Annotated in this window: 21 protein-coding genes; 16 read left to right on the forward strand and 5 right to left on the reverse strand. The window is 69.7% G+C overall.

Annotated features, from left to right (window positions below; all coding sequences use genetic code 11):
* Positions 1-6 precede the first annotated feature (6 nt).
* Complete coding sequence (locus ABZU52_RS04505; RefSeq protein ID WP_354969688.1) at positions 7-1,470, reverse strand: SDR family oxidoreductase; 1,464 nt, start codon at positions 1,468-1,470, stop codon at positions 7-9.
* A gap of 35 nt (positions 1,471-1,505) precedes the next feature.
* On the opposite strand from ABZU52_RS04505, the gene glyA reads away from it, so the two are divergent.
* The 13 genes from glyA to ABZU52_RS04570 all read left to right on the forward strand — a co-directional run bounded on the left by glyA (position 1,506) and on the right by ABZU52_RS04570 (position 12,509).
* Positions 1,506-2,795 carry a serine hydroxymethyltransferase gene (glyA, locus tag ABZU52_RS04510; protein ID WP_354969689.1) on the forward strand — a complete coding sequence of 430 codons (1,290 nt, stop codon included), beginning with the start codon at positions 1,506-1,508 and terminating at the stop codon, positions 2,793-2,795.
* Entirely contained in the window at positions 2,788-3,213 is a 426-nt protein-coding gene (locus tag ABZU52_RS04515) for a hypothetical protein (RefSeq protein WP_354969690.1), read from the forward strand. The genes glyA and ABZU52_RS04515 overlap by 8 nt, the downstream gene beginning before the upstream one ends.
* Positions 3,214-3,394: 181 nt before the next feature.
* Complete coding sequence (locus ABZU52_RS04520) at positions 3,395-3,631, forward strand: AtpZ/AtpI family protein (protein WP_088991414.1); 237 nt, start codon at positions 3,395-3,397, stop codon at positions 3,629-3,631.
* 11 nt (positions 3,632-3,642) lie between these two features.
* The gene (gene atpB, locus ABZU52_RS04525; RefSeq protein WP_354969691.1) at positions 3,643-4,440 is read left to right on the forward strand and encodes a F0F1 ATP synthase subunit A; all 798 of its coding nucleotides are present in this window, start codon (positions 3,643-3,645) and stop codon (positions 4,438-4,440) included.
* Positions 4,441-4,506: 66 nt separating this feature from the next.
* Positions 4,507-4,749: a F0F1 ATP synthase subunit C gene (locus tag ABZU52_RS04530; RefSeq protein ID WP_130404096.1), complete on the forward strand. Its 243-nt coding sequence runs from the start codon at positions 4,507-4,509 to the stop codon at positions 4,747-4,749.
* Between the two features lie 28 nt (positions 4,750-4,777).
* The gene (locus ABZU52_RS04535) at positions 4,778-5,317 is read left to right on the forward strand and encodes a F0F1 ATP synthase subunit B (protein WP_354969692.1); all 540 of its coding nucleotides are present in this window, start codon (positions 4,778-4,780) and stop codon (positions 5,315-5,317) included.
* Positions 5,317-6,138: a F0F1 ATP synthase subunit delta gene (locus tag ABZU52_RS04540; protein WP_354969693.1), complete on the forward strand. Its 822-nt coding sequence runs from the start codon at positions 5,317-5,319 to the stop codon at positions 6,136-6,138. Before ABZU52_RS04535 ends, ABZU52_RS04540 begins: the two co-directional genes overlap by 1 nt.
* A 141-nt stretch (positions 6,139-6,279) precedes the next feature.
* Entirely contained in the window at positions 6,280-7,932 is a 1,653-nt protein-coding gene (gene atpA, locus ABZU52_RS04545) for a F0F1 ATP synthase subunit alpha (protein WP_354969694.1), read from the forward strand.
* A gap of 4 nt (positions 7,933-7,936) precedes the next feature.
* Complete coding sequence (locus tag ABZU52_RS04550) at positions 7,937-8,866, forward strand: F0F1 ATP synthase subunit gamma (RefSeq protein WP_354969695.1); 930 nt, start codon at positions 7,937-7,939, stop codon at positions 8,864-8,866.
* Positions 8,866-10,302 carry a F0F1 ATP synthase subunit beta gene (gene atpD, locus ABZU52_RS04555; protein ID WP_354969696.1) on the forward strand — a complete coding sequence of 479 codons (1,437 nt, stop codon included), beginning with the start codon at positions 8,866-8,868 and terminating at the stop codon, positions 10,300-10,302. Before ABZU52_RS04550 ends, atpD begins: the two co-directional genes overlap by 1 nt.
* Positions 10,303-10,528: 226 nt before the next feature.
* Positions 10,529-11,671 (forward strand): LCP family protein, encoded by a 1,143-nt coding sequence (locus ABZU52_RS04560; RefSeq protein ID WP_354969697.1) that lies wholly within the window; start codon positions 10,529-10,531, stop codon positions 11,669-11,671.
* Between the two features lie 88 nt (positions 11,672-11,759).
* Positions 11,760-12,041, forward strand: coding sequence for a F0F1 ATP synthase subunit epsilon (locus ABZU52_RS04565; protein WP_354969698.1), 282 nt, complete (start codon positions 11,760-11,762; stop codon positions 12,039-12,041).
* Positions 12,042-12,053: 12 nt separating this feature from the next.
* Positions 12,054-12,509 (forward strand): DUF2550 domain-containing protein, encoded by a 456-nt coding sequence (locus ABZU52_RS04570; protein WP_354969699.1) that lies wholly within the window; start codon positions 12,054-12,056, stop codon positions 12,507-12,509.
* A 376-nt stretch (positions 12,510-12,885) separates the two neighbouring features.
* Here ABZU52_RS04570 and ABZU52_RS04575 read toward each other — a convergent pair whose 3' ends face one another.
* Entirely contained in the window at positions 12,886-13,458 is a 573-nt protein-coding gene (locus ABZU52_RS04575; protein ID WP_354969700.1) for a cob(I)yrinic acid a,c-diamide adenosyltransferase, read from the reverse strand.
* On the opposite strand from ABZU52_RS04575, the gene murA reads away from it, so the two are divergent.
* Both murA and ABZU52_RS04585 read left to right on the forward strand, forming a co-directional pair.
* Complete coding sequence (gene murA, locus ABZU52_RS04580; protein WP_354969701.1) at positions 13,457-14,896, forward strand: UDP-N-acetylglucosamine 1-carboxyvinyltransferase; 1,440 nt, start codon at positions 13,457-13,459, stop codon at positions 14,894-14,896. The two genes, ABZU52_RS04575 and murA, sit on opposite strands and share 2 nt — an antisense overlap.
* Before the next feature lie 98 nt (positions 14,897-14,994).
* On the forward strand, positions 14,995-15,843 hold the full coding sequence (locus ABZU52_RS04585; RefSeq protein ID WP_354969702.1) for a 3-hydroxyacyl-CoA dehydrogenase family protein: 849 nt from the start codon (positions 14,995-14,997) through the stop codon (positions 15,841-15,843).
* A 40-nt stretch (positions 15,844-15,883) separates the two neighbouring features.
* On the opposite strand, the gene ABZU52_RS04590 is transcribed toward ABZU52_RS04585, so the two are convergent.
* Positions 15,884-16,729, reverse strand: coding sequence for an ABC transporter permease (locus ABZU52_RS04590; protein WP_354969703.1), 846 nt, complete (start codon positions 16,727-16,729; stop codon positions 15,884-15,886).
* Positions 16,726-17,577 carry an ABC transporter ATP-binding protein gene (locus ABZU52_RS04595; protein ID WP_354969704.1) on the reverse strand — a complete coding sequence of 284 codons (852 nt, stop codon included), beginning with the start codon at positions 17,575-17,577 and terminating at the stop codon, positions 16,726-16,728. The genes ABZU52_RS04590 and ABZU52_RS04595 overlap by 4 nt, the downstream gene beginning before the upstream one ends.
* A gap of 150 nt (positions 17,578-17,727) precedes the next feature.
* On the opposite strand from ABZU52_RS04595, the gene ABZU52_RS04600 reads away from it, so the two are divergent.
* Positions 17,728-19,734 carry a protein meaA gene (locus ABZU52_RS04600; RefSeq protein ID WP_354969705.1) on the forward strand — a complete coding sequence of 669 codons (2,007 nt, stop codon included), beginning with the start codon at positions 17,728-17,730 and terminating at the stop codon, positions 19,732-19,734.
* Between the two features lie 106 nt (positions 19,735-19,840).
* On the opposite strand, the gene ABZU52_RS04605 is transcribed toward ABZU52_RS04600, so the two are convergent.
* Positions 19,841-20,137 (reverse strand): DUF1540 domain-containing protein, encoded by a 297-nt coding sequence (locus ABZU52_RS04605; protein ID WP_354969706.1) that lies wholly within the window; start codon positions 20,135-20,137, stop codon positions 19,841-19,843.
* Positions 20,138-20,152: the final 15 nt, after the last annotated feature.

Raw genomic sequence — 20,152 nt, forward strand, 5'->3', positions numbered from 1 at the left:
ACGACGTCAGCGGGGGTGTTCGGCGTTGCGGGCTATGTTGCGGGCCATTCCGCCGAAGACCACCGCGTGGAACGGGGCCACCGACCCCCAGTAGGCGTGCCCGGCCAGGCCGCGCGGCAGGAAGACGGCGCGCTGCTGGTAGCGGCTGCGGCCGCCGTCGGCCGGCAGCACCCGCATCTCCAGCCAGGCCCGGCCGGGCAGCCGCATCTCGGCGCGTAGGCGCAGCAACTCGCCCGGGACGATCTCCTCGACCCGCCAGAAGTCCAGCGCCTCACCGACCTGGAGGCGGTGCGGGTCGCGTCGCCCCCGCCGCAGCCCGACCCCGCCGACCAGCCGGTCCAGCCAGCCTCGGATCGACCAGGCCAGCGGGAACGAGTACCAGCCGTGTTCGCCGCCGACGCCTTCGACGACCCGCCAGAGCGCCGCGGGTGGCGCGTCGACCGCCCGCTCCCGAACGTCGGTGTACGCGGTGCCGCCGGACCAGTCCGGGTCGGTGGGCAGCGGCTCGGCGGGCGCGTCCGGGCCGCTCGCGGTGGACCAGCGGGTCTCCACCTGGGCGTCGCGCACCTTGGCCAGCGCGAGTGCCACCGCCTCGTCGAAGCCGGTCAGCCCGCCGGGCGGGTCCGGGACGTACCGGGCGATGTCGTGTTCGTGGGCGACCGCCTCGTGGATGAGGCTCTCCACCAGCGGGCGGGCGATCTTGTTCGGCACCGGGGTGATCAGACCGACCCAGTGCGAGGAGAGCGACGGGGTGAGCGGACGGACCGGCACGATGATCCGCCGACGCAGCCCGGCCACCCGCGCGTAGCGCTGCATCATGTCGCGGAAGGTCAGCACGTCCGGCCCGCCGACGTCGAAGCCCCGGTTGACCTCCGCCGGCAGGTCGGCGCAGCCGGCCAGGTAGTGCAGCACGTCACGGACCGCGATCGGTTGGATCCGGTTGCGAACCCAGCGCGGGGTGACCATGGCGGGCAGCCGCTCGGTCAGGTAGCGCAGCATCTCGAACGACGCCGAACCGGACCCGATGATCACTGCGGCCCGGAGCACCGCCGTGGGTACCCCGCTGTCCAGCAGGATCCGGCCCACCTCCGCGCGGGAGCGCAGGTGTGGGGAGGGCACCTCCGCGTCGGGCGCCGGCTCCGGGCCGCCGAGGTAGACGATCCGGCGTACGCCGGCCGCGCGCGCCGCCGCCGCGAAGTTGGTCGCCGCCGCCCGGTCGGCCGCCTCGAAGTCGGACCGGCCCAGCGAGTGCACCAGGAAGTACGCGACGTCCACGTCGGCGAACGCGGCGGCCAGCGTCTCCGGTCGGCTCAGGTCTCCTTCGACGATCTCGGCCGCCGAGGCCCAGGGCACGTCCCGCAGCCGCACCGCCTTGCGGGCGAGGCAGCGCACGGTGTGCCCGTCGGCCAGCAGCAGCGGCGTCAGCCGCCCACCGATGTACCCGGTCGCGCCGGTGACGAGGCATCTCACGGATCCCAGTGTGCGGCCGCCTAGACTCGTTCGCTGTGGAGACCGAGACGAGCACCTTCTGGGGGCCGGATTTCGCGCAGCTCAGGGCCACCGATCCGGAGATCGCCGGGGTGGTCCTCGGCGAACTGGACCGGTTGCGGGGCGGCCTACAGCTCATCGCCAGCGAAAACCTGACCTCGCCGGCGGTGCTGGCGGCGCTCGGTTCGACGCTGACCAACAAGTACGCCGAGGGTTACCCGGGCCGGCGCTACTACGGCGGCTGCGCCGAGGTGGACCGGGCCGAGGAGATCGGCATCGCCCGGGCCAAGGAACTCTTCGGGGCCGAGCACGCCAACCTTCAACCGCACTCCGGGGCGAGCGCCAACCTGGCCGCGTACGCCGCGCTGGTGCAGCCGGGGGACACGGTGCTGGCGATGGACCTGCCGCACGGCGGGCACCTCACCCACGGCAGCCGGGTGAACTTCTCCGGCAAGTGGTTCCACCCGGTCGGCTACCCGGTCCGGCCGGACACCGAGCTGATCGACTACGACGAGGTACGGGACCTGGCGCGGGCGCACCGACCCAAGCTGATCATCTGTGGCGCCACCGCGTACCCGCGCCTGATCGACTTCGCGCGGTTCCGGGAGATCGCCGACGAGGTCGGCGCGTACCTGATGGTGGACGCGGCGCACTTCATCGGCCTGGTCGCCGGTCGGGCCATCCCGTCCCCGGTGCCGTACGCCGACGTCGTCTGCGCCACCACCCACAAGGTGCTGCGCGGGCCGCGCGGCGGCATGATCCTGTGCCGCGAGTCGCTGGCTCAGCGGATCGACAAGGCGGTCTTCCCGTTCACCCAGGGTGGCCCGCTGATGCACGCGGTCGCGGCCAAGGCGGTCGCGCTGCGGGAGGCGGCCCAGCCGGAGTTCCAGACGTACGCCCGGCAGGTGGTCAGCAACGCCCAGGCGCTCGCCGCCGGGCTGGCGGACGAGGGGATGCGGCCGGTGTCCGGTGGCACCGACACCCATCTCGCCCTGATCGACCTGCGGGAGCTGGGGGTGACCGGCACCGAGGCCGAGCGTCGCTGCGACGCCGCGTCGATCACCCTGAACAAGAACGCCATCCCGTACGACCCGCAGCCACCGATGGTGGCCTCCGGCATCCGGGTCGGTACGCCGAGCGTCACCACCCAGGGGATGCGCGAGGGGGAGCTGCGTCAGGTGGCGACCCTGATCGCCCGCGCGGTGCGCACCGATCCCGGCGCTCCGGGCGGGGCGGACGAGCTGACCCGGCTCGGTGCCGAGGTGGCCGAGCTGGTCGCGGCGTTTCCGGCGTACCCCCGTGGCTGAGCCCGGGGTGGTCGAGCCGGACACCGACCGGCGGTGGCGGTTGCGCCACCTGCCGGTGCTGCTGGGGGCGTCGCTCGCGCTGGCCGCGGTCGCCGCGGTGGTGGGTGCGGTGACCGGCGGCGCGACGGCCGCGCTCGGCGCGGCGGCCGGGGTGGGCGTCACGGTGCTCAGCTACACCCTCACCACAGTGGTGTTGGCCCGAGCCGACCAGATCAACCCGCAGTTGCTGCTGCCGCTCGGCCTGGGCCTGTACGTGCTGAAATTCAGCCTGCTGGGTGCGGTGCTGGTGGCGGTGGCGTCAACCGGTTGGCCCGGTTTGATCCCTCTCTGCCTCGGCATCGTCGCCGGGGTGGCAGTGTGGACGGCGGTACACATCTGGTGGCTGACCACGGTGCACGCTCGTCGGGCGCACGGCTGACGCGACAGTCGTCCCATTTTTCGGACGCGCGGCAATGTATCGGCCTCCGGTCATTTTCCGACGGGCGGAAGGGGAGTAGCGTGCCCACAGACGACGGCGCCCACGAGAAGCCCACACAACGACGGTTGTGCGGGGGGTGAGGCACAGCCTCGTCTTCCCGGCTGATATCGTTCGCCCCGTCATGGCTGGTGACCAAACCCCCCGTCCAGCCGGTGAACCGGACGACTATCCGTCCGGCGCCGGTCAGGGTTGGACCGCGCTCAGCTACCTCATCGGAGGCATGCTCGTGTGGGGTTTCATCGGTTGGCTTGTTGACCAGTGGCTCGACACCGGCGGCGTCGCCACCGGGATCGGCGTCGTGCTCGGTATGGCCGGGGGCATCATCCTGGTCGTCCGCCGACTCGGCACGCCTACTTAGGAAGGGACGCGGTGTTCGGACAGGCGAACGTTCTGGCAGCGGGCCAGGCGGGATTCCCACCCACGGTGGACGACTTCTACCTGCCCAGCATCCTGCCCTGGGGTGTGGAGAACTCGTACTGGTTCACCAAGGTCACGGCGATGGTCTGGATCGCGGTCGGCGTCCTGATCATCTTCTTCCTGGCGACCTACCGGAACCCGCAGTTGGTGCCGACCAAGAAGCAGTGGTTCGCCGAGTCGATCTACGGCTTCGTGCGCAACAACATCGCGGTCGACATGATCGGGCACCGGGGTGTGCGGTTCGCGCCCTACTTCACGACGCTCTTCTGCTTCGTGCTGCTGACGAACGCGTTCGCGATCATCCCGTTCTTCCAGATCTCGCCGAACTCGCACATCGCCTTCCCGGCGATCCTCGCGATCATCAGCTACGTGCTGTTCAACTACATCGGCATCAAGCAGCACGGCTTCGTCAAGTACTTCAAGAACTCGCTGGTCCCGCCGGCACCGTGGTACATCCTGCCGCTGCTGATCCCGATCGAGCTCTTCTCCACCTTCATCGTCCGGCCGTTCTCGCTCGCGGTTCGTCTCTTCGCGAACATGTTCGCCGGTCACATGCTCCTGCTGGTCTTCACGCTCGGCGGCTTCGCGATGCTGAGCGCCAACGCCTGGCTGGCTCCGGTCTCGGTGCTCTCCTGGGTGATGACCATCGCGCTCACCTTCCTCGAGTTCCTGGTGATCTGCCTGCAGGCATACGTCTTCACCGTCCTCACCGCCAGCTACGTACAGGGCGCGCTCGCCGAAGAGCACTGATCCACCGCACCAACCGTTGTCGTCCCGCGTGAGAGTCACGCGTGATAACCAGGAGGAACCACACCAATGGACGCTAGCGTTCTCGCCGAGGTCACCGGTAGCACCGCTGCCATCGGCTACGGTCTCGCCGCCATCGGCCCGGGTATCGGCGTTGGCCTGGTCTTCGCTGCCTACATCCAGTCGACCGCCCGCCAGCCGGAGTCGTCGCGGATGACCCTGCCGTACGTCTGGATCGGCTTCGCCGTCATCGAGGCGCTGGCGCTGCTCGGCATCGCCTTCGGCTTCATCTGGGCCGGCTCCGCCGCCTGATCCAGCCCCTTTGACCGGGAGGTCTTCCATGTACTTCCTCGCCGCTGAGGGTGGTGAGTCCGCCCACAACCCGATTCTCCCGCTCTGGCAGGAGATCGTCGTTGGCTCGGTGGCCTTCGCCGTGCTCTGCTTCGTGCTGATGAAGTTCGTCTTCCCGCGCATGGAGCAGACGTTCCAGGCTCGGGTCGACGCGATCGAGGGCGGCATCAAGCGCGCCGAGGCCGCCCAGGCCGAGGCGAACCAGCTGCTCGAGCAGTACCGTGCCCAGCTCGCTGAGGCCCGGACCGACGCCGCCAAGATCCGTGACGACGCGCGGGCCGACGCCGAGGGCATCCGGCAGGACATCCTCGCGAAGGCGCGGGAAGAGTCCGACCGGGTCATCCAGGCCGGCAAGGACGCGCTCGCCGCTGAGCGGGCCACCATCGTGCGCGAGCTGCGCGCGGAGGTCGGCACGATCGCGGTGGACCTGGCCAGCAAGATCGTTGGCGAGTCGCTGGCCGACGAGGCGCGGCGTAAGGGCACCGTCGACCGGTTCCTGAGCGGTCTCGAGAGCACGGGGGCCCGCTGATGCAGGCCGCCAGCCGGGAGTCGTACAAGGTCGCGGCCGAGCGCCTCGACGCGTACGTCCGCGGCGCGGAGCCGTCGGCGGTGACCTCCACCGCCGACGCCATCCTCTCCGTGGCGACCCTGCTGCGGCGTGAGCCGCGGCTGCGCCGGGCGCTGTCCGAGCCGGCTCGTTCCGGTGCGGATCGCGGCGCCCTGCTCGGCGACATGCTGGGCGGGCGGATCGGCGCCGACGCGCTCGACCTGCTCGTGGTGCTGGTGTCCGGCCGCTGGTCGACACCGTCGGAGCTGCTCGACGGCGCCGAGCGCCTCGGCGTGGAGGCGCTGCTGGCCAGCGCCGACAAGGCCGGCGAGCTGGGCGAGGTCGAGGACGAGCTGTTCCGCTTCGGTCAGGTCGTGGCCGGTCAGTCGGCGCTGAGCAACACGCTCGCCGACCCGGTCGCCCCGGTCGAGCAGCGGGCCACCCTGGCCCGCGAGCTGCTCGCCGACAAGGCCCGTCCGGTCACCGTCCGCCTCGTCGAGGTCGCACTCGGCGGGTTCGGGGGACGTTCCTTCAGTGGGGCGCTCACCCGGTTGGTCGAGCTCGCCGCCGACCGGCGTGACCGGCAGGTGGCGTACGTGACCGTCGCGGCCCCGTTGAGTGACGAGGACGAGCGTCGACTGGGTGCGAGCCTCACCGCGATATACGGTCGAGAGGTGTCCGTCAAGCAGACGGTCGACCCCGCCGTCCTGGGTGGCGTGAGCGTCCGGGTCGGTTCCGACCTGTACGACGGCACCATCCTGCGCCGCCTCAACGAGACCCGCAACGCGCTCGCGAAGCGCTGAGCGGCTTCGCCGCCCAGTGTCAGGGCGGTTGTGTCGCCCAGCATCCGGGCGGCTCCGCCGCCCAGCGCTCGGATTGACAGACGCCATTCGGACCGGTCGGTACTAGGTATCCCGGGCCCCTGAATTTTAAGGAAGCAGAGGATGGCCGAGCTGACCATCTCGACGGAGGAGATCCGCGGCGCCCTGGAGCGCTACGTCTCTTCCTACTCGTCCGACGTCTCCCGCGAGGAGGTCGGCACCGTCGCCGACACCGGTGACGGTATCGCCCACGTCGAGGGCCTGCCCTCGACCATGACCAACGAGCTCCTGGAGTTCGAGGACGGCACGCTCGGCGTGGCGTTGAACCTCGACGTCCGGGAGATCGGTGTCGTCGTTCTCGGTGACTCCGCCAAGCTGGAGGAGGGGCAGCGCGTCAAGCGCACCGAGCGGGTTCTCTCCGTTCCGGTCGGCGACGCCTTCCTCGGCCGCGTGGTCGACGCGCTCGGCCAGCCGATCGACGGCCTCGGTGACATCGCCAACGAGGGCTACCGCGAGCTGGAGCTGCAGGCTCCGAACGTGATGGCCCGGCAGTCGGTGTTCGAGCCGCTGCAGACCGGCATCAAGGCCATCGACGCGATGACGCCGATCGGCCGGGGTCAGCGGCAGCTGATCATCGGTGACCGGAAGACCGGCAAGACCACCGTCGCCCTGGACGCCATCCTCAACCAGCGGGACAACTGGCGCACCGGCGACCCGAAGAAGCAGGTCCGCTGCATCTACGTCGCCATCGGCCAGAAGGCCTCCACCATCGCCTCGATCAAGGGGCAGCTGGAGGAGGCGGGCGCGATGGAGTACACGACCATCGTCGCCTCGCCGGCGTCCGACCCGGCCGGCTTCAAGTACCTGGCCCCGTACACCGGCTCGTCCATCGGGCAGCACTGGATGTACGGCGGCAAGCACGTCCTGATCGTCTTCGACGACCTGAGCAAGCAGGCCGAGGCGTACCGGGCCGTGTCGCTGCTGCTGCGTCGCCCGCCGGGCCGTGAGGCGTACCCGGGTGACGTCTTCTACCTGCACTCCCGCCTGCTGGAGCGCTGCGCGAAGCTCTCCGACGAGCTGGGTGGCGGCTCGATGACCGGTCTGCCGATCATCGAGACGAAGGCCAACGACATCTCGGCCTTCATCCCGACCAACGTCATCTCGATCACCGACGGCCAGATCTTCCTGGAGACCGACCTGTTCAACCAGGGCGTCCGTCCGGCGATCAACGTCGGCACCTCGGTCTCCCGGGTCGGTGGCGCCGCCCAGGTGAAGCCGATGAAGAAGGTCTCCGGTTCGCTGCGGCTCAACCTGGCCCAGTACCGCGAGCTGGAGGCGTTCGCCGCCTTCGCCTCCGACCTGGACAAGGCCTCGCAGAACCAGCTGAACCGGGGTTCGCGTCTGGTGGAGCTGCTCAAGCAGTCGAACTACTCGCCGTACCCGGTGCAGGAAGAGGTCGTCTCGGTCTGGTCCGGCGTCGAGGGCAAGCTCGACGACATCCCGGTCGGCGAGGTGCGGCGCTTCGAGTCGGAGTTCCTCCAGTACATGCGGCACAAGCACGAGGGTGTCCTCGCGGCGATCGCCGACAACCAGTGGAACGACGACATCACCAGCTCTCTGGACACCGCGATCGCGGAGTTCAAGCAGGTCTTCCTCGGCAAGGAGGACGAGCGCAAGGTCAACGACGCGCCGGCCGCCCCGCTTGAGGGCGACGAGAACCGCGAGACGGTGACCCGCTTCCGCGACAGCGCGACCGACCGCCCGGCCGAGAGCTGATCCCATGGCGGCTCAGGTTCGCGTTCTTCGTCAACGGATCCGCTCGGCGAAGTCGATGAAGAAGATCACCAAGGCGATGGAGCTCGTGGCGACGAGCCGGATCGCCAAGGCCCAGGCCCGGGTGCAGGCGTCCCTGCCGTACGCCCAGGCCATCACCAGTGTGCTCACGGCGCTGGCATCCAACGCGCGGATCGACCACCCGCTGCTCACCCCGCGCGAGCGGGTGCGGCGGGCGGGCGTCCTGTTGGTCACCAGCGACCGTGGCCTGGCCGGCGGTTACAGCTCCAACGCGATCAGGATGGCCGAGTCGCTGATCGCGCGGCTCAAGGCGGACGGCAAGGAGCCGGTGCTCTACGTCATCGGGCGTAAGGGCGTCGGGTTCTACCGGTTCCGCGACCGGCCGATCGAGGCGAACTGGACCGGCTTCAGCGAGCAGCCGTCGTTCGAGGACGCCCGTGCCGTGGGTGAAACGCTGATCAAGGCGTTCACGGCCGGTGCGGACGACGCCGACGGCGGCGCGGGGGCGGACGGGGTGCGCGGCGTCGACGAGTTGCACATCGTCTACACCGAGTTCCACTCGCTCATGACGCAGACCCCGGTCACCAAGATCATCGGTCCGATGCAGGTGGAGGACCGGCCGCGCTCCGAGGGGCTGCTGCCGGCGTACGAGTTCGAGCCGGAGGCGGAGGCGCTGCTCGACGCGCTGCTGCCGAGATACATCAACACGCGGATCTACGCGGCGTTGATCGAGTCGGCGGCCAGCGAGTCGGCGGCCCGGCGGCGGGCGATGAAAGCCGCCACCGACAATGCCGAAGACATGATCGAGAAGTACACGCGCGAGATGAACTCGGCTCGCCAGGCCGGGATCACCCAGGAGATCAGCGAGATCGTCGGCGGCGCCAACGCGCTTGCCGCGTCGGGAAGTGAAGTGTGATGACTGCACCAGTAGAGACCAAGACGGCCACGGGTCGCGTGGTCCGGGTCATCGGCCCGGTCGTCGACGCCGAGTTCCCGCGCGACGCCATGCCGGCCCTGTTCAACGCGCTCAACGTCAACGTGAACCTGTCCGGCGGTGAGAAGACGCTGACCCTGGAGGTTGCCCAGCACCTGGGTGACAACCTGGTCCGCGCCATCTCGATGCAGCCGACGGATGGTCTGGTTCGCGGCGCGGAGGTTCGTGACTCCGGTAAGCCGATCACCGTTCCGGTGGGCGACGCGGTCAAGGGCCACGTGTTCAACGCGATCGGCGAGGTGCTCAACCTCAAGGAGGGCGAGACCCTCAACCCGGACGACCACTGGGGTATCCACCGCAAGGCCCCGGCCTTCGCGGACCTGGAGCCGAAGACCGAGATGCTGGAGACCGGCATCAAGGTCATCGACCTGCTCGCCCCGTACGTCAAGGGCGGCAAGATCGGCCTGTTCGGCGGCGCGGGCGTGGGCAAGACGGTGCTCATCCAGGAGATGATCACCCGGGTTGCCCGCAACTTCGGTGGTACCTCGGTCTTCGCCGGCGTGGGTGAGCGCACCCGTGAGGGCAACGACCTCATCGCTGAGATGACCGAGTCCGGCGTCATCGACAAGACCGCGCTGGTCTACGGCCAGATGGACGAGCCGCCGGGCACCCGGCTGCGGGTGGCGCTCTCCGCGCTGACCATGGCGGAGTACTTCCGGGACGTGAAGAAGCAGGAGGTGCTGCTCTTCATCGACAACATCTTCCGCTTCACCCAGGCTGGTTCGGAGGTCTCCACCCTGCTCGGCCGTATGCCGAGCGCCGTGGGTTACCAGCCGACCCTGGCCGACGAGATGGGCGAGCTCCAGGAGCGGATCACCTCCGTCCGGGGTCAGGCCATCACCTCCATGCAGGCGATCTACGTGCCGGCGGACGACTACACCGACCCCGCCCCGGCCACCACGTTCGCCCACCTGGACGCGACCACCAACCTGGAGCGGTCGATCTCCGACAAGGGCATCTACCCGGCCGTGGACCCGCTGGCGTCCTCGTCCCGGATCCTCGCCCCGGAGTTCGTCGGCCAGGACCACTTCCAGGTCGCCACCGAGGTGAAGCGGATCCTGCAGCGCTACCGCGACCTGCAGGACATCATCGCCATCCTCGGTATCGAGGAGCTCTCCGAGGAAGACAAGATCACCGTGGCCCGCGCCCGGCGGATCGAGCGCTTCCTCTCGCAGAACACCTACGCGGCGGAGCAGTTCACCGGCGTGCCGGGCTCGACGGTCCCGATCAAGGAGACCATCGAGGCGTTCCGCAAGATCAGTGAGGGTGAGTACGATCACTTCCCCGAGCAGGCGTTCTTCATGTGCGGCGGCCTCGAGGACCTTGAGAAGAAGGCTGAGGAGCTGATGAAGGGCTGACCAGCCCCCATCCGATTCGTAGCAAAAAGACTGCCCCGGCAATGCCGGGGCAGTCTTTTGTTCATGTTGGCGTCCTACCATCGTCGCGGTCCGTTACTCGTTGTCGTCACTCCCGAGGCTTCCGAGATACGGTTCGTTCCGCGCGCTCACCTGAACGAGCGTTGATCTTTGCAACCTTTCGACGACGTGCGCCCGTCTTTCCCTCGTGTGGGCGTAACGAACGGAGATGCTCGTGGGTAAGGCCGGCAAGAGTGGCCGCAAGCCGTCCATCTGGCGGGGTGTGCCGCGGTGGGCCAGGCTCTGCACGGTGTTCGGCACCGTGCTGACCATGCTCAGCGGCGCCGTGCTGGTCGGCACCGAGGTGCTGATGGCCCGCTACGAGGGGGCTGTCGGCAAGGCCGACCTCTTCGGCGACCAGGCGGCCGGCGCCCAGGCGAAGAAGAGCGAGATCAAGGGTCCGCTCAACATTCTGCTCGTCGGCATCGACCCGCGTACGCCGACGGCCGCGCCGCTTGCCGACTCGATCATGGTGCTGCACGTGCCGGCCTCGATGGACCGGGCCTACCTGTTCTCCGTGCCACGTGATCTCTACGTGGACATCCCCCCGTTCAAGAAGGCCGAATTCCCGGGCGAGACCACGAAGATCAACGCCGCGATGTCGTTCGGCAGCAAGGTGCCGGGGGCCAACCCCGACGCGGCACGGGGCTTCGAGCTGCTGGCCACCACAGTGCAGAAGGTGACCGGAATCAAGCGCTTCGACGCTGGCGCGATCATCAACTTCACCGGCTTCCAGAAGATCGTCGACGCCATGGGTGGTGTCAACATGTACATCGAGCGCGACGTGAAGTCCGAGCACAAGCAGCCGGACGGCAAGCCGCGGCCGGGCAACACCCGTGGCGAGGGCTACGTCGGCCCGCAGGCGCTCTACAAGAAGGGCAACCAGCACCTGAGTGGGTGGCAGGCGTTGGACTACGTCCGGCAGCGCTACCCGAAGAACGGCGTCCCGGATTCCGACTATGGCCGGCAGCGTCACCAGCAGCAGTTCGTCAAGGCCATGGTCGGCCAGGCGTTCAGCGCCGACGTGGTGTCCAACCCGATCAAGCTGGACAAGGTGCTCCGCGCCGCCGGCCAGTCACTGATCTTCAACGGTCGGGGTAACAGCGTGGTCGACTTCGGGCTCGCCCTGAAGGACATCCGCCCGAACACGATCGAGATGATCAAGCTCCCCGGTGGTGGCGTCTTCGAGGGCAAGAGGTACCTGGGCGAGCAGTTCCAGCCGGGGGTCCCGGACTTCTTCACCGCCCTGCACAACGAGCAACTCGACCCGTTCCTGCTCGAGCACCCGGAATTCGTGAACAAGACCAAGTAGTCAGGCCGGCGTTGTCCCCACCCGCGTTGGGCGCGCCGCGTCGTCAGGCTAGACTTTCGGCAATCCGTAGCCGCAGCAAGGAGACAGCGTGGCACAGCAGCTTCACGTCGAGCTCGTCGCCGTCGAGGAGAAGGTCTGGTCCGGTGACGCCGAGATGGTCGTCGCCCGGACGACCGAGGGCGAGCTCGGTGTCCTGCCGGGGCACGCGCCGCTGCTCGGCCAGCTCGCTGAGCCCGGCCAGGTACGCATCAAGCTGGCCGGTGGCCAGCAGGTCGCCTACGACGTGGCCGGCGGCTTCCTCTCGGTGAGCGCCGACGGTGTGACCGTGCTGGCCGAGAGCGCAACCCCGGTTTCCGCGCCGAGCCGCTGAGCCACACCGGGGATGGAGATCGTCGAAGGAATCGGAATCGGCGTTGTCGTCATCCTCGGCGCGCTTCTGACCCTCTTCGTCCGGCGAGCTCTCGTCACCCGCAGCGGTGGCATCATCCGGCTCAGCGTCCGGGTCTCCACCATGCTCGACGGCCGCGGCTGGTCGCCCGGCTTCGGCCGGTTCGCCGGTGACGAGCTGCGCTGGTACCGAATGTTCAGCTTCGCCATCCGGCCCAAGCGGGTGCTCTCCCGCAAGGACCTGGCCGTGGAGCGCCGACGGTTGCCCGAAGGCCAGGAACGGTTCTCCATGCCGGCCGACTGGGTGATCCTCCGCTGTACCAGTCACCACGCACCGGTGGAGATCGCCATGGCGCGATCGACCGTGACCGGTTTTCTCTCTTGGCTCGAGGCCGCCCCTCCGGGGGCGGTCTCGCCGCGTATGGCCTCCCAGGACTGGCCGGCTGCCTGATCTGCTCATCTGTGGTTGCTCTTGGGTCTGTGGTCGCTCTTGCGGGTTTCCGGGGCAGCCCACCCGGCTCCGGGCGGTCAGGCTTGATCCCTCCGCCGGGCGGGCTGCCCCGGAAACCCTGTCGTTGCCGCTGTGCGTCGGTCCGGCACCTTTTCTGATCACCTGCCGTTACCGGTGCGGTCGGTCCCGCCTTTCTTGCGGGTGATCGACTCGGATTCCTTGAAATAGTGGTGTCCAGGTGGCCGGGATAGCCCGACTTCAAGGAACCCGAGTCGATCTAGACGCTGGGCCGCCCGACGGACGAGTCAGCCGTCGCGACGCGTGGTGGCGGGCAGAGTGGGAACCCAGACCTCGACGTGGTGCGGAGCGCCGACGTTCAGCGCTTGCCGCCCGGCACCCATAGCACATCTCCTGCCGGATTTGCCGTTCTTGACAGGATAAAGAGCAGATCGGAGAGCCGGTTGAGATACTTTGCCGGGAGCGTGCTGGTTCGTTCCGGATCGTGGCTGAGCAGCGCCCACGCTGCCCGTTCGGCACGCCGGGCGACGGTCCGCGCCACGTGCAGCAGTGCCGCGCCTGCGGTGCCGCCGGGGAGGATGAAGGAGTCGAGCTTGCTCAGGCGTGCGTTGTACTCGTCGCACCAGCCCTCCAGGCGCTCGACGTACTCCTCGGTCACCCGCAGCGGCGGGTACTTCGGCTCCGGCTCGACCGGGGTGGACAGGTCGGCACCGACGTCGAACAGGTCGTTCTGCACCGACCCCAGTACGCCACGCAGCTCCTCGTCGAGGTTTCCCAGCGCGAGCGCCACGCCGAGCGCCGCGTTGCACTCGTCGACGTCGGCGTACGCGGCGATCCGTGGGTCGGTCTTCGGCACCTGCTCGTTGTTGCTCAGCCTGGTCATGCCGGCGTCGCCGGCCCTGGTGTAGATGCGCGTGAGGTGGACGGCCATGACGCACAGCCTACGGATTCCCGACCTGACGATCCCGGCGCGGCCGGACAGCACCGCCGGCTGGCCGGTGGTGGGCCCCGGCGACGCCGGCGATACGGCGGTCAACGACGTCGACGTCATCCGGGTCCGCGGTGACGCCCGGCTGGCCGGCACCGTGCACGTGGTCGGTGCCAAGAACTCGGCGTTGAAGCTGATGGCCGCCGCGCTGCTCGCGCCGGGCCGCAGTGTGATCACCAACGTTCCCCGGATCACCGACATCGCGATCATGGGGGAGGTGCTGCGCCGACTGGGCTGCGACGTCCAGTTCGACGCGGACGACCCGGTCGATCCGATGGTCGCTCGTGGCGGCGTGGCCCGGTCCCGGTCGGTGACGATCGACGTACCCGAGCAGCCGGGCGCGGAGGCCGACTATGACCTGGTCCGACGGTTGCGGGCGTCGATCTGCGTGCTCGGCCCGCTGCTGGCCCGTCGGGGGTACGTGCGGGTGGCCCATCCCGGCGGCGACGCGATCGGCTCGCGGGGGTTGGACATGCACATCTCCGGGCTGACCCGGATGGGCGCGGAGATCTCCGGTGAGCACGGGTTCGTCATCGCCTCCGCCCCGCACGGGCTGCGCGGCGCCGACATCGTGTTGGACTTTCCGAGCGTGGGCGCGACCGAGAACCTGGTGATGGCGGCGGTGCTGGCGCAGGGCACCACGATGATCGACAACGCGGCCCGGGAGCCGGAGATCGTCGACATCTGCACGATGCTCAACCAGATGGGCGCGCGTATCGCCGGCGCGGGCACGTCCACGTTGCGGATCACCGGTGTGCCCGGTCTGCGTCCGGTGCGTCACGCCACGGTGGGGGACCGGATCGTCGCCGGCACCTGGGCGTTCGGCGCGGCGATGACCCGGGGCGACGTGACGGTGACCGGGCTGGACCCGGCCTTCCTGGAGGTCGCCCTGGACAAGGTGGTGGCCGCCGGCGGGCTGGTGGAGACCCGGGGGGACGGCTTCCGGGTACGGATGGACGAGCGGCCCCGGGCGGTGGACGTGGTGACGTTGCCGTACCCCGGCTTCGCCACCGACCTGCTGCCGATGGCGATCGGGCTGGCGGCCGTCAGCGACGGCGCCTCCCTGATCACCGAAAACATCTTCGACGGCCGGTTCATGTTCGCCAACGAGATGATGCGGCTCGGCGCGGACATCAAGACCGATGGGCATCACGCGGTGGTTCGCGGCCGGGATCGGCTCTCCGGTGCCCCGGTGCGGGCCACCGACATCCGGGCCGGAGCGGGGCTGATCATCGCCGGGCTCTGCGCGGAGGGCGTCACCGAGGTCTCCCACGTGCACCACGTGGACCGGGGTTACCCGGACTTCGTGGCCGACCTGCGGGCGCTCGGGGTGGCGGTGGAGCGGGGCACCACGCCGGAGGAGCCGGCACTGGAGATCTGAGGTCGACCCGCGACCCCGGCCCGACCGCCACTTAGCCATCGTTCAGGCTCGCCGACTAGGGTGCAGGCAGGCACTCAATCGCAGCGAGGGAGAAACAGATGGCGGGTCGACTCGCGGTCGTCGGGGCCGGGTTGATGGGTTCCGGCATCGCCCAGGTGGCGGCGCAGGCGGGCTGGCAGGTGACGCTGCGCGACCTGGACGACGCGGCCACCACCCGGGGTCTGGGCGGCATTCGGAAGTCACTGGAGAAGTTCGCCGAGAAGGGCCGGATCGAGGCGTCGGAGGTCGAGGCGACGCTGGCTCGGATCACCCCGACCACCGACCTGGAGGCGGCGGCGGACGCGGACATCGTGGTCGAGGCGGTCTTCGAGCGGCTGGACATCAAGCACGAGGTGTTCCGCGCCCTGGACAAGATCTGCAAGGCGGACGCGGTGCTCGCCACCAACACCTCGGCCATCCCGGTCACCCAGATCGCCGCGGTGACCGAGCGGCCCGAGGCGGTCGTCGGCACCCACTTCTTCTCCCCGGTGCCGATGATGCAGCTCTGCGAGCTGGTCCGCGGTTACAAGACCAGCGACGCCACGCTGAACACCGCGCGGGTCTTCGCCGAGGAGATCGGCAAGACGGTCGTCGTGGTCAACCGGGACATCGCCGGTTTCGTCACCACCCGGCTGATCTCCGCCCTGGTGATGGAGGCGGTCAAGCTGGTCGAGGCCGGCGTGGTGTCCGCGGAGGACCTGGACACCGCCTGCCGGCTCGGCTTCGGGCACGCGATGGGCCCGCTGGCCACCACCGACCTGACCGGCGTGGACGTGCTGCTGCACGCCTCGAAGAACATCTACACCGACACCGCCGACGAGAAGTTCTTCCCGCCGGAGCTGCTCCAGCGCATGGTCACCGCCGGCGACCTGGGCCGCAAGACCGGCAAGGGCTTCTACACGTACTGAGGTGTGGCGGCCGGGGCGCGTCACCGCCCCGGCCGGCCGCTCAGCCGTCGCGCCTGGTGGTCCAGCGGAAGGTGGTCAGGCAGAGCACCACACCGATCACGCACCACAGGGCCAGCACCACCGCCACCCGGCCCAGCTCGAACGAGCCGCCCGGCTCCTGGGCGCCGAAGCTCTCCGGCAGGAAGACCGCCCGCAGCCCCTGGCACATCCACTTGAGCGGGAACAGCGCCGCCACCTGCTGCATCCAGGCGGGCAGGTCGGTGAAGACGAAGAACACCCCGGAGATGAACTGGAGTATCAGGGCGACCGGGGTGACCACGGCCGAGCCGCTGCGGGCGGTGCGGGCCAGCGACGAGATGGCGATGCCGCACAGGGTGCACGCGGTCACCCCGAGCACGGAGACCCAGCCGAAGGTGAACCACTTCGCCGCGGTGCCCGGCAGGTCGAGGTCGAACAGCGCCACCGCGAAGGCCAGCAGCAGCGCGGTCTCGGCGATCCCGATCGCCACCACCATGATCACTTTGCCGGCGAACCAGACCCACTTCGGCATCGGTGTGCCCCGGTAACGCTTGAGCACGCCCCGATCCCGCTCGATCGGGATCCAGATGCCCAGGTTCTGGAAGCTCACCGTCATCAGGCCGGTCGCGATCATGCCGGTGATGAAGTACTGGGTGAACTTGACCCCGCCGCCGATCGTGCCGTCGAAGATCGACGCGAAGATCAGGATCATGATGATGGGGAAGCCCATCGTGAAGACCACCGACTCCCGGCTGCGCAGGAACTGGGTGATCTCCAGCCGGCCCTGGCGCAGGGCGAGCGCTCCGGCACCCGGCCGTCGGCCGCGGGTCGCGGTGACCGGCGTCGCCGGCTTCGTCGTGGTCGTCATCGCGCGTGTCCGATCATGGTGAGGTAGACGTCCTCCAGGGTCGGCCGGGTCACCGTGAGCCCGGGGACCTCGCCGCCGTGACGCGCGGCGAGGTCGGCAACGAAGGCCGTCGGCGTCGCGGTCTGCGCACGTTCCAGCGTCCCTTCCGGGGTACGCCAGGAGACCGTGGCGACGGCCTCCTGTCGATTGCCCAGCCGGTTGGGAGCGGCGACCTCGACCAGCCGGCCGCCGGCGATCACGCCGACCCGGTCGGCGAGGGCCTCGGCCTCGTCCAGGTAGTGGGTGGTGAGCACGATCGTGGTGCCGGCCGCGGCGAGGTCGCGGATCAGCTCCCAGAACTCGCGGCGCGCCTCCGGGTCGAAACCGGTGGTCGGCTCGTCGAGGAAGAGCAGCTCCGGTCGGCCGATGATGCCCAGCGCCACGTCCAGGCGGCGCTTCTGCCCGCCGGAGAGGGTGTGCGTACGGGCCTTCGCCTTGCCGGCCAGCCCGACCCGCTCGATCACCTTCGCCGGGTCGTCGGCGTCCGGGTAGAAGCCGGAGAAGTGCCGGATCACCTCGGCCACGGTCAGTTCGTCGAACTCGCCGGTGCCCTGGAGCACGATGCCGACCCGGGAACGCCAGTCGGCGTCCGGGTGGGCCGGGTCCGCGCCGAGCACGGAGACCTCACCGGCGTCCCGGTGTCGGTAGCCCTCCAGGATCTCCACGGTGGTGGTCTTGCCGGCGCCGTTCGGGCCGAGCAACGCGAACACCTCGCCGCGGTGCACGTCGAGATCCACGCCCGCCACCGCCACGTTGTCGCCGTACGCCTTGCGCAGCCCCCGTACGGAGATCGCCAACTCATCGTCCATGGCGTCCAGTGTGCGCCTGACCAGGGCGGCCTGGTGCCCCGGGTATGGCGGTCCGCGCCATTGCGCCCGCTTCCCACCCGGACGTCCGCGACATGGACCTGTGTGGTTTTCCACAACCCTATTTACTGAACGGTAACTTAGACTCCGGCCATGGACGAGAAGGCCCTCCCGGGACGGTTGCCGGAGCGCGACCGGCCGTGGGTGATGCGCACCTACGCCGGGCACAGCTCGGCCGCCGCGACCAACGCGCTCTTCCGCCGCAACCTGGCCAAGGGTCAGACCGGCCTCTCGGTCGCCTTCGACCTGCCGACCCAGACCGGGTACGACCCGGACCACGAGCTCGCCGCCGGCGAGGTCGGACGGGTCGGTGTGCCGGTGGCCCATCTCGGCGACATGCGGGCGCTCTTCGACGGTCTCCCGCTCGCCGACACGAACACCTCGATGACCATCAACGCCCCGGCGATGTGGCTGCTCGCCCTCTACGGCACCGTCGGGCTGGAGCAGGGCGCCGACCTGACCCGCTGCGCCGGCACCACCCAGAACGACATCATCAAGGAGTACCTGTCCCGGGGCACCTACATCTTTCCGCCGGCCGCGTCGCTGCGGCTCACCGCCGACGTGGTGGCGTACACGCTGCGCGAGATGCCCCGGTGGAACCCGGTCAACATCTGCTCGTACCACCTCCAGGAGGCCGGCGCGACGCCCGTGCAGGAGGTCGGCTTCGCGCTGGCCACCGCGGTCGCCGTGCTCGACGCGGTCCGTGACTCCGGTCAGGTGCCCGCCGAGCGGATGGGCGACGTGGTCCAGCGGATCTCGTTCTTCGTCAACGCCGGGGTGCGGTTCGTCGAGGAGATCGCCAAGATGCGCGCGTTCGGCGTGCTCTGGGACGAGATCACCCGGGAGCGGTACGGGGTCACCGACGCCAGGCAACGACGGTTCCGTTACGGCGTGCAGGTCAACTCGCTCGGCCTCACCGAGGCGCAGCCGGAGAACAACATCCAGCGCATCGTGCTGGAGATGCTCGGCGTGACGATGTCCCGCGACGCCCGGGCCCGCGCGGTCCAACTGCCCGCCTGGAACGAGGCGCTGGGCCTGCCCCGCCCGTGGGACCAGCAGTGGTCCCTGCGGATGCAGCAGGTCCTGGCGTACGAGTCGGACCTGCTCGAATATCCCGACCTCTTCGCCGGCTCGCACGTGATGACCGCGCTGGTCGACGAGGTCGTCACCGGGGCGCGGGTCGAACTGGACAAGGTGCTGGAGCTGGGTGGCGTCGTCGCCGCCGTGGAGACCGGCTACCTCAAGAGCGCGCTGGTCGCGTCGCTGGCCGAACGCCGCCGGCGGATGGAGTCCGGTGCCGACGTGGTGGTCGGGGTCAACAGGTATACCGAGACCGAACCCTCCCCGCTGACCGCCGCCGGTGCGGGCGCCGTCGAGCAGGTCGATCCCGCGGTCGAGGCGGCCGCCACGGACGGCGTACGCCGGTGGCGGGCCGACCGGGACGCGGCCGTCGTCGACGCGGCGCTGGCCCGGCTCCGCGCGGACGCCGCGACCACCGCCAACCTGATGCCGGCGACAGTGGAGTGTGTGCGGGCCGGGGTGACCACCGGCGAGTGGGCTGGCGCGCTGCGCCAGGTCTTCGGTGAATACCGGGCGCCGACCGGCCTGGCCGGCGCAACCGGCGGCGGCGGCGAGCCGGGCCTCGCGGCGGTCCGCGAGCGGGTCGCCGCCACCGCGCGGGAGCTGGGCAGCGGCCGGCTGCGGCTGCTGGTCGGCAAACCCGGCCTGGACGGGCACTCCAACGGCGCGGAGCAGATCGCGGTACGTGCCCGCGACGCCGGCTTCGAGGTCGTCTACCAGGGCATCCGGTTGACCGCGGGGCAGATCGTGGCGGCCGCCGTGGAGGAGGACGTCGACCTGGTCGGGCTCTCCGTGCTCTCCGGCTCGCACCTGGCCGCCGTGCCCGCGGTGCTCGACGGGCTGCGCGCCGCCGGCCGGGCGGACCTGCCGGTGGTGGTGGGCGGCATCATCCCGGCCGGTGACGCGGACACCCTCCGGGCGGCCGGGGTCGCCCGGGTCTTCACCCCGAAGGACTTCGCCCTCACCGGCATCATCGACGACCTGGTGACGGTCATCCGTCGCGCCAACGACCTGCCCTGATCGAACTCGGTCCGATGCGCGCCCGGTTGCCTGTGCCAGGGTCGGCCGGGTGCCCGAGGGCCGCCTGTGTGGTTGCCAGCTCGGCGGGTTGCCGGCCGGCGGCAGGTCAGCGGCCGGCGTAGGTCATGCAGTCGGCTATGTCGTTGTCCGGGCCGACCCGGATGGACGCCGCGTGGCACTCCAGCTGCTCGTTGTGCCGGCAGTCGGCGCGCTGGCAGGCGCCCACCTGCGCGACCAGCCCGTCCACGCCACCGCGCACGGGCGACTCGACGAAGGTGTGGCAGTGGGCGTGATCCATGCTGCCGATCGTGATCGCGAAGGCGTGGCAGTCACCCGACTGGTTGTACGCACATGCTGCGACCACACATTCCTGGACTCGGGGCATCTCCAACGCTGCGGTCATGCCGACCCCCTCTAG

Origin of the sequence: Micromonospora sp. NPDC005220 (assembly GCF_040607895.1) — a bacterium.
GTDB lineage: Bacteria > Actinomycetota > Actinomycetes > Mycobacteriales > Micromonosporaceae > Micromonospora.

Coding starts and splice junctions, on each gene's coding strand:
- ABZU52_RS04535 (WP_354969692.1), top strand. CDS start 4,778: ATGTACTTCCTCGCCGCTGAGGGTGGTGAGTCCGCCCACAACCCGATT.
- ABZU52_RS04585 (WP_354969702.1), top strand. CDS start 14,995: ATGGCGGGTCGACTCGCGGTCGTCGGGGCCGGGTTGATGGGTTCCGGC.
- ABZU52_RS04575 (WP_354969700.1), bottom strand. CDS start 13,458: ATGGCCGTCCACCTCACGCGCATCTACACCAGGGCCGGCGACGCCGGC.
- ABZU52_RS04560 (WP_354969697.1), top strand. CDS start 10,529: ATGCTCGTGGGTAAGGCCGGCAAGAGTGGCCGCAAGCCGTCCATCTGG.
- ABZU52_RS04550 (WP_354969695.1), top strand. CDS start 7,937: ATGGCGGCTCAGGTTCGCGTTCTTCGTCAACGGATCCGCTCGGCGAAG.
- atpA (WP_354969694.1), top strand. CDS start 6,280: ATGGCCGAGCTGACCATCTCGACGGAGGAGATCCGCGGCGCCCTGGAG.
- murA (WP_354969701.1), top strand. CDS start 13,457: ATGACGCACAGCCTACGGATTCCCGACCTGACGATCCCGGCGCGGCCG.
- ABZU52_RS04590 (WP_354969703.1), bottom strand. CDS start 16,729: ATGACGACCACGACGAAGCCGGCGACGCCGGTCACCGCGACCCGCGGC.
- ABZU52_RS04540 (WP_354969693.1), top strand. CDS start 5,317: ATGCAGGCCGCCAGCCGGGAGTCGTACAAGGTCGCGGCCGAGCGCCTC.
- ABZU52_RS04600 (WP_354969705.1), top strand. CDS start 17,728: ATGGACGAGAAGGCCCTCCCGGGACGGTTGCCGGAGCGCGACCGGCCG.
- ABZU52_RS04530 (WP_130404096.1), top strand. CDS start 4,507: ATGGACGCTAGCGTTCTCGCCGAGGTCACCGGTAGCACCGCTGCCATC.
- ABZU52_RS04605 (WP_354969706.1), bottom strand. CDS start 20,137: ATGACCGCAGCGTTGGAGATGCCCCGAGTCCAGGAATGTGTGGTCGCA.
- ABZU52_RS04595 (WP_354969704.1), bottom strand. CDS start 17,577: ATGGACGATGAGTTGGCGATCTCCGTACGGGGGCTGCGCAAGGCGTAC.
- ABZU52_RS04520 (WP_088991414.1), top strand. CDS start 3,395: ATGGCTGGTGACCAAACCCCCCGTCCAGCCGGTGAACCGGACGACTAT.
- ABZU52_RS04570 (WP_354969699.1), top strand. CDS start 12,054: ATGGAGATCGTCGAAGGAATCGGAATCGGCGTTGTCGTCATCCTCGGC.
- atpD (WP_354969696.1), top strand. CDS start 8,866: ATGACTGCACCAGTAGAGACCAAGACGGCCACGGGTCGCGTGGTCCGG.